We start from the raw sequence: 14,171 nt of genomic DNA, 5'->3' as shown, positions 1-14,171 counted from the left end.
TATGATATTTTTTAATATCATTAAGCATATAGCATTTAAAATGGAAAAAGTCTATTATATAATAGAGCATAACAAGGTAAACCCATGCCTTGCTCTTAAGCCAAACAGAAAGGTGATCGTTATGACAAGCAAACACAGCAAAGATATTATTATTATTGGAGCAGGTGTACTCAGCACAACGTTCGGTTCATTGATCAAAGACCTTGAACCCGACTGGAATATTAAGCTTTACGAGCGTTTAGATCAGCCAGGTGAAGAAAGTTCAAATGAGAACCATAACGCAGGTACTGGACATGCCGCGCTATGTGAGCTTAACTACACAGTACAACAACCTGATGGCTCTATTGATATCGAAAAAGCGAAAAGTATCAATGAAGAATTTGAGATTTCAAAACAATTCTGGAGCTATCTTGTAAAAAGCAAAAACATCGACACACCAAGAGACTTCATCAATCCACTTCCACACATTTCATTCGTACGTGGCGTAAACAACGTGAATTTCTTGAAAAAACGTTACGAAGCGATGAAGCAATTCCCTATGTTCGATAACATCGAATATACAGAAGATATCGAAGTAATGAGAAAATGGATGCCATTAATGATGAAAGGTCGCAGTGCGAGCGATATCATGGCAGCAAGTAAAATTGATGAAGGTACAGACGTAAACTTCGGTGAGTTAACACGTAAAATGGCACGCAGCATTGAAAAACATCCAAATGCAGCAGTTCATTATAACCACGAAGTAACTAACTTCCACCGCCGTGAAGATGGCAAATGGGAAGTAAAAGTACGCAACCGTAAAACAGGTAACGTTCAAACTGAAATTGCGGATGTTATCTTTATCGGTGCTGGTGGCGGAGCGATTCCGTTATTACAAAAAACAGGTATCCCTGAAAGTAAAAACTTGGGTGGATTCCCAATCACAGGTCAATTCTTGGCATGTACAAACCCATCTGTTATTGAAGAACACGGTGTGAAAGTTTACGGTAAAGAACCACCTGGCACACCTCCAATGACAGTTCCTCACTTGGATACACGTTACATCGATGGTAAGAAAACAATCTTATTCGGACCATTCGCAAGCGTTGGACCTAAGTTCTTGAAGAACGGTTCAAACTTAGACTTATTCAAGTCAGTGAAACCATACAACATCACAACGTTATTGGCATCAGCTGCGAAAAACTTACCATTAATCAAATACTCTTTTGATCAAATTTTAATGACAAAAGAAGGTTGTATGAATCACTTACGTACATTTGTACCTGAAGCACGTGACGAAGATTGGGAGTTATACACTGCTGGTAAACGTGTTCAAGTTATCAAAGATACTGAAGAATACGGCAAAGGATTTATCCAATTCGGTACAGAGGTTGTGAACTCTGAAGATCATACTGTTATTGCATTACTTGGCGAATCACCAGGAGCATCAACTTCAGTATCAGTTGCATTAGAAGTAATTGAACGCAACTTCCCTGAAGAATTATCAGCTTGGAAAGCTAAAATCCAAAAAATGATTCCTTCATATGGCAAATCATTAATCGATGATGAAGCATTAATGCGCAAAACACGTGAACAAACTTCTAAAGACTTAGAATTGAACTATTACGAATAAAAGGAGTGCACACCGATATGAAAAAATTAATTGTTATTTCAATTATTCTTGGTGGAGCAGTAGCTGCGTTAAAACGTTATCAACAACACGTTAACAAAATGCCAAATATCGAATATTAATCTTTAAAAGATTGAACCCCCGCTTTGGGCAATATTGCCTAAAGTGGGGGTTTTTGTTTAATAAACCTAAAGAAAAAGCAGCGTTTAAATACTGCTTCTTCTTTTCATATCCATATTATTTTGTTTCTTCGTCATTCTTACGTTTTCTGAAGAATAATAGTCCCGCTAAGGCTGCAATCAAACCACCAAATAATGTAACTGGTTGTTGTGAATCTTGTCCTGTTTCTGGTAATTCATGAAGTGTTTGTTTTTTACCTTCTGAACCTTTGTGAGACGGTACTTCTTTCTCAATTGTCTCTCCATTTATAGCAATGGTATCATTGCCTTTTTCTGTCGGTTTCGTTGGTGTTACACCATGTTTTTCTTGTTTATCATCTGTATTCATGTCTTCATCAGATTGATCAACATCATTCATGTCAGTTACTTCTGGGACTTGGATACCTGTCAATTTATCAAGTTCTTCTAGTAAATCAACTTTTTGATTCTCTGGTAACGCATCGACTTTTGCTGTTGCTTCGGCTTTCTTCACTTTTGCTTCTTCTTGTAGTCGTTCTAGTTCTGCCTTTTCATCAGGTGTGATGATGCCATCTGCTTGAGCTTTAGTTAATGCATCTTTTGCCGCTTGATCTGCTTTCTTCGCTGCTTCTACTGCTTTTTCTGCATCTACTCGTTGCGCATCTGTATCATCTGCAATACCATTTTCATCAGCGTCAGTTACTTCTGGAATTTCAATTCCGTCTAACTTACCTAACTCTGCCGGTAACTCACCTTTTTGATCGTCCGGCAATGCTTCTACTTTTGTTGTCGCTTCGGCTTTCTTATCTTCTGCGGCTTGTTGTAGTTTCTCAAGCTCTGCTTTTTCTGTTGGCGTAATAAGTCCATCTTTGATTGCCTCTGCCAACGCTGTTTTCGCATTTTCATCTGCTTTCTTCGCCGCTTCTACTGCTTTTTCTGCATCTGCTCGTTGCGCATCTGTATCATCTGCAATACCATTTTCATCAGCGTCAGTTACTTCTGGAATTTCAATTCCGTCTAATTTACCTAACTCTGCCGGTAACTCACCTTTTTGATCGTCCGGCAATGCTTCTACTTTTGTTGTCGCTTCGGCTTTCTTATCTTCTGCGGCTTGTTGTAGTTTTTCGAGATCCGCTTTTTCTGTTGGTGCGATTAATCCATCTTTGTTCGCTTCTGCCAACGCCGCTTTCGCATCTTCATCTGCTTTCTTCGCTGCTTCCACTGCTGCTGTTGCTTCATCACGTTGTTTATCTACTTCATCAGCTACGCCGTTGGCGTCATTGTCATTCACTTCTGGAATTTCTATGCCGTCTAACTTAGACAACTCTGTTGGTAATTCACCTTTTTGATCGTCCGGCAATGCTTCTACTTTTGTTGTCGCTTCGGCTTTCTTATCTTCTGCGGCTTGTTGTAGTTTCTCAAGATCTGCTTTTTCTGTTGGTGTGATTAAACCATCTTTGTTCGCTTCTGCCAACGCTGTTTTCGCATCTTCATCTGCTTTCTTCGCTGCTTCCACTGCTGCTGTTGCTTCATCACGTTGTTTATCTACTTCATCAGCTACGCCGTTGGCGTCATTGTCATTCACTTCTGGAATTTCTATGCCGTCTAACTTAGACAACTCTGTTGGTAATTCACCTTTTTGATCGTCCGGCAATGCTTCTACTTTTGTTGTTGCTTCTGCTTTCTTATCAGCAGCATCTTGTTGAAGCTTCTCAAGTTCTTTCTTCTCTTCTGGCGTAATTAGGCCATCTTTGTTTGCTTCCGCTAACGCTGTTTTCGCATCTTCATCTGCTTTCTTCGCTGCTTCTACTGCCGCTGTGGCTTCATCACGTTGCTCATCTACTTCGTCAGCTACGCCGTTGGCGTCATTGTCATTCACTTCTGGAACTTTGATTCCATCCAACTTAGACAACTCTGTCGGTAACTCACCTTTTTGATCGGCTGGCAATGCTTCTACTTTTGTTGTTGCTTCTGCTTTTTTGTCTACTGCAGCTTGTTGAAGTTTCTCAAGCTCTGCTTTTTCCGTTGGTGTAATTAAACCATCTTTGTTCGCTTCCGCTAACGCTGTTTTCGCATCTTTATCTGCTTTTTTCGCTGCTTCTACTGCTGCTTCAGCTTTGTCACGTTGTACATCTACTTCGTCAGCTACACCATTCGCATCATTGTCATTCACTTCTGGAATTTCTATGCCGTCTAGCTTACCTAACTCTGCTGGCAGCTCACCTTTTTGATCTTCCGGCAATGCTTCTACTTTTGTTGTCGCTTCGGCTTTCTTATCTTCTGCAGCTTGTTGTAGTTTCTCAAGTTCTTTCTTCTCTTCTGGCGTAATTAAGCCATCTTTATTCGCTTCCGCTAACGCTGCTTTCGCATCTTCATCTGCTTTCTTCGCTGCTTCTACTGCCGCTGTGGCTTCATCACGTTGTTCATCTATTTCATCTGCTACGCCGTTGGCGTCATTGTCATTGATGTCTGGAATTTCTATACCATCTAGCTTACCTAACTCTGTTGGTAACTCGCCTTTTTGATCTTCCGGCAATGCTTCTACTTTTGTTGTCGCTTCGGCTTTCTTATCTTCTGCAGCTTGTTGTAGTTTTTCAAGTTCTTTCTTCTCTTCTGGCGTAATTAAGCCATCTTTATTCGCTTCCGCTAACGCTGTTTTCGCATCTTCATCTGCTTTCTTCGCTGCTTCTACTGCCACTGTTGCTTCATCACGTTGTTTATCTACTTCATCAGCTACGCCGTTGGCGTCATTGTCATTGATGTCTGGAATTTTGATTCCATCCAACTTAGACAACTCTGCTGGCAACTCACCTTTTTGATCTTCCGGCAATGCTTCTACCTTTGTTGTCGCTGTCGCTTTTTTATCAGCAGCAGCTTGTTGTAGTTTCTCAAGCTCTGCTTTTTCTGTTGGCGTAATAAGTCCATCTTTGTTCGCTTCCGCTAACGCTGTTTTCGCATCTTCATCTGCTTCCTTCGCCGCTTCTACTGCTGCTTCAGCTTCGTCACGTTGCTCATCTATTTCATCAGCTACGCCGTTGGCGTCATTGTCATTGGTGTCCGGAATTTCTATGCCATCTAACTTACCTAACTCTGTCGGTAATTCGCCTTTTTGATCTTCCGGCAATGCTTCTACTTTTGTTGTCGCTTCAGCTTTCTTATCTTCTGCAGCTTGTTGTAGTTTTTCGAGATCCGCTTTTTCTGTTGGTGTGATTAAGCCATCTTTGTTTGCTTCCGCTAACGCTGTTTTCGCATCTTCATCTGCTTTCTTCGCTGCTTCCACTGCTGCTGTTGCTTCGTCACGTTGCTCATCTACTTCATCAGCCACGCCGTTGGCATCATTATCATTGATGTCTGGAATTTCTATGCCATCTAATTTAGACAACTCTGTCGGTAATTCGCCTTTTTGATCGGCTGGTAATTCATCCACCTTTGTTGTCGCTTCGGCTTTCTTATCTTCTGCAGCTTATTGAAGCTTCTCAAGTTCTTTCTTCTCTTCTGGCGTAATTAAGCCATCTTTGTTTGCTTCCGCTAACGCTGTTTTCGCATCTTCATCTGCTTTTTTCGCCGCTTCTACTGCTGATGTTGCTTCATCACGTTGTTTATCTACTTCATCTGCTACGCCGTTGGCGTCATTATCATTGATATCTGGAATTTCTATGCCATCTAACTTAGACAACTCTGTTGGTAATTCGCCTTTTTGATCTTCCGGCAATGCTTCTACTTTTGTTGTCGCTTCGGCTTTCTTATCTTCTGCAGCTTGTTGTAGTTTTTCAAGATCTGCTTTTTCAGTTGGTGTGATTAAACCATCTTTGTTTGCTTCTGCTAACGCTGCTTTCGCATCTTCATCTGCTTTTTTCGCCGCTTCTACTGCTGATGTTGCTTCATCACGTTGTTTATCTACTTCATCTGCTACGCCGTTGGCGTCATTGTCATTCACTTCTGGAATTTCTATGCCGTCTAGCTTACCTAACTCTGCTGGCAACTCACCTTTTTGATCTTCCGGCAATGCTTCTACTTTTGTTGTCGCTTCAGCTTTCTTGTCAGAAGCATCTTGTTGAAGCTTCTCAAGTTCTTTCTTCTCTTCTGGCGTAATTAAGCCATCTTTGTTTGCTTCCGCTAACGCTGCTTTCGCATCTTCATCTGCTTTCTTCGCTGCTTCCACTGCTGCTGTTGCTTCGTCACGTTGCTCATCTACTTCATCAGCCACGCCGTTGGCATCATTATCATTGATGTCTGGAATTTCTATGCCATCTAGCTTACCTAACTCTGTTGGCAACTCGCCTTTTTGATCGGCTGGTAATTCATCCACCTTTGTTGTCGCTGTCGCTTTTTTATCAGCTGCGGCTTGTTGTAGTTTCTCAAGCTCTGCTTTCTCCGTTGGTGTAATTAAGCCATCTTTGTTTGCTTCCGCTAACGCTGTTTTCGCATCTTCATCTGCTTTTTTCGCCGCTTCTACTGCTGATGTTGCTTCATCACGTTGTTTATCTACTTCATCTGCTACGCCGTTGGCGTCATTGTCATTGATGTCTGGAATTTTGATTCCATCCAACTTAGACAACTCTGCTGGCAACTCACCTTTTTGATCGTCCGGCAATGCTTCTACTTTTGTTGTCGCTTCGGCTTTCTTATCTTCTGCGGCTTGTTGTAGTTTTTCGAGATCCGCTTTTTCTGTTGGTGTGATTAAACCATCTTTGTTTGCTTCTGCTAACGCTGCTTTCGCATCTTCATCTGCTTTCTTCGCTGCTTCCACTGCTGCTGTTGCTTCGTCACGTTGTGCATCTACTTCATCTGCTACGCCGTTGGCGTCATTGTCATTCACTTCTGGAATTTCTATGCCATCTAACTTAGACAACTCTGTTGGTAATTCGCCTTTTTGATCTTCCGGCAATGCTTCTACTTTTGTTGTCGCTTCGGCTTTTTTATCAGCAGCATCTTGTTGTAGTTTCTCAAGCTCTGCTTTTTCTGTTGGTGTGATTAAGCCATCTTTGTTCGCTTCCGCTAACGCTGTTTTCGCATCTTCATCTGCTTTCTTCGCTGCTTCTACTGCCGCTGTGGCTTCATCACGTTGTTTATCTACTTCATCAGCTACGCCGTTGGCGTCATTGTCATTCACTTCTGGAATTTCTATGCCGTCTAGCTTACCTAACTCTGCTGGCAACTCACCTTTTTGATCTTCCGGTAATGCTTCTACTTTTGTTGTCGCTTCGGCTTTCTTGTCTGCTGCGGCTTGTTGTAGTTTCTCAAGCTCTGCTTTCTCCATTGGTGTAATTAAGCCATCTTTGTTTGCTTCTGCTAACGCTGCTTTCGCATCTTCATCTGCTTTCTTCGCTGCTTCCACTGCTGCTGTTGCTTCATCACGTTGTTTATCTACTTCATCTGCTACGCCGTTGGCGTCATTGTCATTCACTTCTGGAACTGTAATACCATTTAAACGTGACAATTCATCAGTCAACGTCCCTTTTTGATCTTTTACTGATTGTGGTGTCTCTGACAATTTTGCGACAGCTGTTTCTGCAGCAGACTTTGCACCTGCAGCTTTTCGTGCTAATTCTGTTAATTGCGCTGATTCTTCGGGTGTTATTAGACCATTTTCATTCGCTTTTACTAATGCTGCTTTTGCCGCTTGATCTGCCTGCTTTGCAGCTTCTACGGCTTTTTTCGCTTCATCAACTTGAGCATCAACACTATCATGAATGCCATTTTCATTTTGATCGGTTACAGATGGTACTTGAATACCTGTTAAACCTGCCAATGTTGCTGGCATATCACCTTGATACGCAGCTGGTAATTGGTTCACAATATTTGTAGCGGCTGTTTTCTTGGCTATCGCGTTTTGTTGCGCTGCATTTAACGCTGCTTCTTCTGTTGGCGTGATTAAATCATTTTCGTTCGCCTTCGCTAATTCAGCTTTTGCAGCTTCATCAGCTGCCTTAGCTGCCTCTACTGCTGCTACTGCTTCATCAATTCTACGTAATGCGTTTTTAATATCATCTGAAACATTCATTACCGCAAAGGGCTTATCTGTTGTGAGATTGTCCCAACGTTCTGCACTGTTATCAAATGTATAGTTAATTGGCACTTTCAATACTTCTTCATCTTTATCATAGTACTGTTGAAGTGTTTGCCATTTTGTTGTGTTATTTTCAACGTCTGCTAAAGTTAAGTCGTGGCTTGCTGTGATAGGTAAATCATAAATTTTGTTATAGTACGTTGCATTTTTCAATAAATTTAAATCTTTACTGCCGTTTTTACCAGGAACAATCGTTAAGTTATTGTCCGTACTTGCATTCTTATCCGCTGTGAACAATGACGTTGTATTTTCTTTCAACGTCAGCTTAACGCCTTCTGGTACCTGAACACCTAACGTAATATTCGTTGGTAATGTATTTGTTTTTCTTACATCACGTGAAGGAACTGTTTGGTGTATCACAAATTGATCATCTTGCCCCGTTGTTGTCGATACATCTTCCACGTGATATGGTGGTACTTGTAATAATAAAAGGCCATCTGGATGGAATGCAGGACCATTAGACCCCGAACCTGTGATTGTATAGTTAAGTTGACTTTGATTTTCAAACGTAACCGTAACCCTTTTATGATTTAAAGTTGCAGCACCACCACTACCTGGTCCAGACGTCAGAGTTACTTGTTCTCCTGTTAACTCCATAAGTGATGTCGCTTGTTGTCTCGATTCATTACTCACATAAAGTTTATTCACTTGATCGCGTTCGAATGTAATCGATTTTCTTGAATCTTTACTTTTAGTTGCACTGTAATCATCTAAGTCATAAACGTTTAATAAACCACTAACTGATGTTTCTGCACCTTTAATGTTATTAAGCTGTTGAAGCAGTGCATCTTTAGTCGTTTGTGATGGTTGAACTGTATCATATAAGTTATCAAATTCGCTTTGGTCTTTATGTTCTACAAATGTTAAGTCTACTTTTGCGCCTCCACCATTTTTTGAAGCAAGAGAAAGATAGTCCCTACCTGACATAAAGAAATATCGTGTATTTGCCGGATCTCCGTCTTTTGATGGGATGACAGATACTTTCGCAATAGCATCTACAATATGACCGTCCGCAATTCCGACATTACTCAAATACACATAAGCTTCTGGTGTATTGTTGTTTAACTCAACGAAATTTCCACTATATGCAACGACACCACTTGCACTATTTGTTGCAAGTTGTTTCTTCGTAATCGTGCCATCAGGATTTACTAAAAAGGCGTACGATTTACTTTTCCCATCTACAAATCTTGGAGAAAAGTTAATATTACCTGGCGCAAGTGCTGTGGAAGGATCATCTATTTTTTGAACTAAGTCACCTGGATAATCAATCATCTTCCCTGTATAAGTATCTGCTGCACGTGTTGTTGGAACGCTACGAAAAGCAGAACGGAATGCTGTTCCACTTGTTGTCGCATATGATTTATTTTTCTCTAATTCCTCAAAAAGTGCCACTGCTGCATCATAACGTGTAGCTGGTACATCTGGTGTTTCTACTGTCTCATTAGACTGAACAGTTTCACCCGCTGTCACAACTTCTTCTGTTGGTACAGCGTTGTTCGTTCCTTGATAATTATGAGATTGTTTTACTTCTGTTACTGTTTCTGATGCTTCTGAGATTTCTTGTTTAATCACTTCTACAGGTGATTTTTCTTCTTGTGTCTCAGATGTTGTTTCTCCCTCTACTTGTTCTTCTATTGTTGTGTCTTTTTCTGTTTCAGTTTGCGCTTCAGTCGCTATTTCTTCTTCCGCTTCTTGCGTAGTTTCTTCCTCTACTACATCTGTTGTTTCTGACTCATCAGTCGCTACTTCTTCTTGTTCTGATACGTCTGTTGCCTCAACTTCTGATGGTTCTGCTTGGACAGTTTCTTCATTAACTGGCGCTTCAGCGACGGCTGGCTCGCCTTCTCCAGTTTGTCCTTCTGAAACAGTGTTATTTTTTGTCTGTTCCGCCGCTTGTACATCGTTGTTCACACCAAATAATAATGTTGCTCCGATGAGTAGTGATGCTGTTCCAAAGTTGACTTTTCTAATCGAATATTTATTGAGACGATTAGATAAAAAATTATTCTTGTTATTCATTAAATAAAACCTCCTAATATAGGTGACCTATGATGACTGTGATGAAATGACGTTTCAATAATTGCATGAGCAAATGTGTTGGATAATGTTAATAAATGGAAATAGTTATTAATAACTTCTAAATTGATATACACAAATGAGAAATGAATCAAAAGTGGTGTCGTGAGTTGATATAAAACTATCGTTCTATCTATAAGTTCTTTTCAATACAATCTACAAAGATACATTTTTAAATTTAGTTATATAATTCAACAATAAAGGTAATTTTATCGACATGCAACTTTTATCTCACATTATATTTTAGACTATTACATAATTTTATAAATTCATTATATAAATTCAAGTCATTTGCACAAAATAAAATAAAAAAAGCAACAACCTTATTTTACTAAGATTATTGCTTTTAAAACTTATTTCATTGTTAATAGGCTTATTCAAATTGATTATCCATATAAAACGACAATAAGATCCCCATCGGAATTGCTAGAAAGGGTGTAAATAAAATGCTTAAAATAACTGAGAAAACGACACTATAAAAAATAACGTTGATATTGATTTCTAATTCAAGAACTTTAGATATGACTTCTTTTAGTTTCATGATTATCCCCGCCCTACTTATAAAATTTACGTACTCTTAAGAGATAGCCAAATACATTGTATGCGAATAAAAGCACTAAAATGATGAGTCCTAAAGATTGATTGACACCTGATTCAATGGAAAAGAAACTCAGTAATAAAATTCCAATCATCAGAAAAGCACTGTTCATTGTATACACTTTATACATAGAGACGAGCGTAATATGTCGCTCTCCTTCATCCATTAATGCTAATACCTTTTCTGTGTACTGTTTCTCGCCTACTTTTGGAAAACGTGCGTCATACTTTCTAACAAAGAGACTATACGGTATGGTACTTAAGCTTGCAATGGCGAAGATGATCATCATTAATACTGATACAATTGAGCTGCTGTTATTCAGTACTGCAAATATCATAAAAATAAAACTCAACAACACGTTGAACTGATTGATGGCTCCAACACGCCAAAATAGCAATGTTAAACGAGACTCCATCTGATCTGTTTCTGTTTGTACATCAGTCATTGTTTGGGCCATTTCTCTCTTCTTTTTTAGAATATGTTTTTGTAACCATAATTGATAGAGAAATAGTCCCGCAATTACGCCTATAACCATATATCCAATGATTGACATCGTATTATCAGATACAAAATGAAACTCTGTCAAAAAACGAAATCCTTTTGTATCAACGAAAAACAAACCAACAAAACCACCAATGAGACCACCGAACAACATGCTTAATATGAAGCGCATCACTTTCATAAAATATCCCCTTTCTTTCTTTTTCGATATTTACCATTTATATAAAGTGTATAATAAACAAGTCAAAAAGACAACTACATTTGTCAAAAAAGACACTTGAAAAAGAGTGACATTTTGAAAACATCACTCTTTTGAATATTATTATTGACGAATCACATGTGTCATCACTTGATTAAATGCTTTGTCAGTGATTTCATGGGCATGCGATTTTTGATAATTGAGTCGTACTTTGAAGTAACGTTTCTTTCTTTGTATATCCTTCAATGCTTCAATCAGATGCGCTGCACGGTTTTCTTTATCAAAAAGATTTTCCGATGCCGTTACACTTATATTATGTGCGTTGTCTCGATAGCCTAATATGAGCATGTCATGATTAAATGCACGCTGTGCGGCGTTGATAATCTCCCCACCTTCATTGATATCTAAATAGATGTCACATTTGTGATATAACTTATCAACCGTATAACGCTCAATCGCTGGATACAGACGTACATTCGGATATTGATCCATCGCCATCAAGACGTCAGACATCTCAGTCACTGCCCCGATGTGGAATGTCGCCTTTGGACATGCTTGCACAATGTCTGCCAAATGATGAATTTGATCCGAGTTCGTCATCGTTAGAACATTGGCTGTATATTGATTCGTTCGTGCATAATCATAAAGATATCCAGATGGTAACAGTCGCTGTTGTGCGTGTATATCTAATTGTTGTGATAATATATCGTATTCTCGTTGATCTGGCACAATGACATGGTAGTCACGTGTGTGCTCACCTTGTAGCATTAATGACATATTACCGGGCACATGGCCGCCACTATTTTCTTGCCAGAACAACAAGTCATGACCTGGTTCATTCAAACGATAAAGGACAGAAAATGGAAGTCCTAGTGAATTGATGACAAATTGATTCATATCGATTCCCGCTTCACGAAGGAAAAAGTGAATGAATGCAACTTTATGATTGAAGTGATGTGAACGTCCTTGCCAGTTTACAATAATAGATTGCGCAATAAAGTTTTCATAAATCACTTCATGACCCTGTTGATCTAGATATTTGCGAAAGATCTTATTTCCTGTTAAATCATAGACTGTTTGTGCGAACCGAACTCCGTGTTGTGTGTAGTGATCGACATATTGTAAACGTCCAGCATCGTCTAACCATTCGACGTGACTCACAATGCGTGGTTTCGAATTGCGGTCATAGCGAATATATGCACGTACCTTGCCCATATCATTCACTGTTGCTTCGGTATTATTGCCGATAATCTCCCAATAACGTGGTACTTGTATCTGATTGAAATAAAGTGGCTTGTGATCATCTTGCACTTGATACTGTGAAAAATAGCGATATGGTGTCAAAATCTGTTCTGGCAAAAAGCCGTCATCTTCTAACACAATCGTTTTATTATGATGTCCAGCAAGTTTGAGCGCGTGATACAATGTGTGCGCTGCTTTATCAAAGTGTTCAAATAAATTAATCATGCAATACCTCCGAAATCAAATCTTGCCATTTTTGTTGAATGTCTGTCGTTAAATAAGGACGTGCCAATCGATAAGATGCACGATGTGGTTGATTGGGGCCACTTTCAAAAAATCGAACAATGTGTGCTGCATACGTTGAGACGATATGTTGTGTGCTGTCTTCTTTCGGGTCGACTGGGATTAAATAACCGTTCTTTTCATGTCGAATGAATGTTGGATTCCCATAGTTTACGTCGAAACCAATCATACCTAATCCTGAACCGACAGCTTCTAACAATGTTAAACCAAACCCTTCACTCGTTGATGCAGAAACGAACAATTTATAGTTGGCATATACTTTTTCAAGGTGTACATGTCCTTTCAAGTGAATATAGTCTTGTGCGTTTTGTTCTTCAATGAGTGACTGTAATGCCTTTCTCTGGCCACCTTCTCCATAAATGTCGAATTGTAAGTCTGGTAGTGATTGCTTGGCGATGACTACTGCACGTATCAGCCAATCGATATGTTTTTCACTCGCCAACCGTGAAGCTGTGATCAATGTATATGGCGCTCTTTTTTTGTCAGGATATCTTAACTCAGGTAGACTTCCAACAGGGATTGTGACGATTTTTGGCTCTGCATTCAAATATTGTTTAAACTGTGCAGTTAATATTTGATTTTGTCGTTCTGTGGCAGTGATATAAAAATCAATTTCTGTATGTTGGGCAAAAGGATATTCATAATAATTATTCCACAATATATGATCATCATCTGTCGCATGCTCACTGAAATGTTCAGCATGTACAACAATACCCACTTTACTATCTCCTTTGTTCTGAAGGATTGCTTGTCCGACATCCGTCGAGCGATCAATGACAATGATGTCTTCTGATGTTAGATTAAGTTGTTGAAAGAAGTAAGACACGAATGCTTCTCGGCTATAAAACTTTTGATCTGGAAAGACATATAAGTTTGTATCACCATCAATATATTCAGTAAATGCAATCGTCCCTGCTTCATGATAAAACTGACGCATATACAGCTTCGCAACATTGTCACTCGGTGCATAGTATTCAGAAAATGTACGTACATAACTATAATAATCTTTGCGTACAAGCATACCGTTAATAACGAATTCTGCTCGATCAACCATCTCTTCGCCTTCTTGTTTCAAGTAACATGTGATGAAGTTTTGATGCCCATCAAAATACAATCGTCTCACTTTGCCCTCTTGCGTTTCACGTACGACTGGTTCTGCTACATTTCTAAGAATGTCTTGTACCGTATACGTTGTCGGTGCGATGCGAATATCTGTGAAATATTGATAAAGCCAGATGACTTCATCGTCTTGAAATCCTATATTTTCCGTCAAGGTTTGAATATTTTCATTGCTGATAAACTCTAAAAATACAAACTTCATCGGTGCACTGATCGCACGCAGTAGCTTAGCTCGATACATTTGTGCATATTCCACACCACTACTCGCCCAACCGATACCAAAGTTAATATTATAAATTGTCACCTTTTGTTTC

6 protein-coding genes and 1 pseudogene are annotated in these 14,171 nt (G+C 39.4%); 2 read left to right on the top strand and 5 right to left on the bottom strand.

The window, feature by feature from the left end; translation table 11 throughout:
- The first annotated feature begins 121 nt into the window (after positions 1-121).
- Together lqo and C7J88_RS07725 are read left to right on the top strand one after the other, a co-directional pair.
- A complete protein-coding gene (lqo, locus tag C7J88_RS07730; RefSeq protein WP_095115086.1) occupies positions 122-1,612 on the top strand; it encodes an L-lactate dehydrogenase (quinone) in 1,491 nt (496 codons plus the stop codon).
- 17 nt (positions 1,613-1,629) lie between these two features.
- Positions 1,630-1,731 carry an SE2200 family small protein gene (locus C7J88_RS07725; protein ID WP_095115084.1) on the top strand — a complete coding sequence of 34 codons (102 nt, stop codon included), beginning with the start codon at positions 1,630-1,632 and terminating at the stop codon, positions 1,729-1,731.
- Positions 1,732-1,846: 115 nt separating this feature from the next.
- Here C7J88_RS07725 and C7J88_RS10795 read toward each other — a convergent pair.
- From C7J88_RS10795 to gtfA, 5 genes and pseudogenes are all read right to left on the bottom strand, one after another.
- Positions 1,847-9,838, bottom strand: a pseudogene (locus C7J88_RS10795) (GA-like domain-containing protein).
- A gap of 430 nt (positions 9,839-10,268) precedes the next feature.
- On the bottom strand, positions 10,269-10,436 hold the full coding sequence (locus C7J88_RS10470) for a VraH family peptide resistance protein (protein WP_142380987.1): 168 nt from the start codon (positions 10,434-10,436) through the stop codon (positions 10,269-10,271).
- 13 nt (positions 10,437-10,449) lie between these two features.
- Positions 10,450-11,175: a DUF3169 family protein gene (locus C7J88_RS07710; RefSeq protein ID WP_095115076.1), complete on the bottom strand. Its 726-nt coding sequence runs from the start codon at positions 11,173-11,175 to the stop codon at positions 10,450-10,452.
- Positions 11,176-11,316: 141 nt separating this feature from the next.
- A complete protein-coding gene (gene gtfB / locus C7J88_RS07705) occupies positions 11,317-12,660 on the bottom strand; it encodes an accessory Sec system glycosylation chaperone GtfB (RefSeq protein ID WP_095115074.1) in 1,344 nt (447 codons plus the stop codon).
- Positions 12,653-14,161, bottom strand: coding sequence for an accessory Sec system glycosyltransferase GtfA (gene gtfA / locus C7J88_RS07700; RefSeq protein WP_095115072.1), 1,509 nt, complete (start codon positions 14,159-14,161; stop codon positions 12,653-12,655). Before gtfA ends, gtfB begins: the two co-directional genes overlap by 8 nt.
- Positions 14,162-14,171 lie beyond the last annotated feature (10 nt).

The organism is Staphylococcus muscae, assembly GCF_003019275.1.
Classification (GTDB): domain Bacteria; phylum Bacillota; class Bacilli; order Staphylococcales; family Staphylococcaceae; genus Staphylococcus; species Staphylococcus muscae.
Note: the sequence above shows the minus strand (reverse complement) of the source record. Positions and strands in the feature narration are given on the sequence as shown.

What these genes read in the sequence shown, in the direction of transcription:
- lqo (WP_095115086.1), top strand. Translation starts at nt 122, where the DNA reads ATGACAAGCAAACACAGCAAAGATATTATTATTATTGGAGCAGGTGTA.
- C7J88_RS07725 (WP_095115084.1), top strand. Translation starts at nt 1,630, where the DNA reads ATGAAAAAATTAATTGTTATTTCAATTATTCTTGGTGGAGCAGTAGCT.
- C7J88_RS10470 (WP_142380987.1), bottom strand. Translation starts at nt 10,436, where the DNA reads ATGAAACTAAAAGAAGTCATATCTAAAGTTCTTGAATTAGAAATCAAT.
- C7J88_RS07710 (WP_095115076.1), bottom strand. Translation starts at nt 11,175, where the DNA reads ATGAAAGTGATGCGCTTCATATTAAGCATGTTGTTCGGTGGTCTCATT.
- gtfB (WP_095115074.1), bottom strand. Translation starts at nt 12,660, where the DNA reads ATGATTAATTTATTTGAACACTTTGATAAAGCAGCGCACACATTGTAT.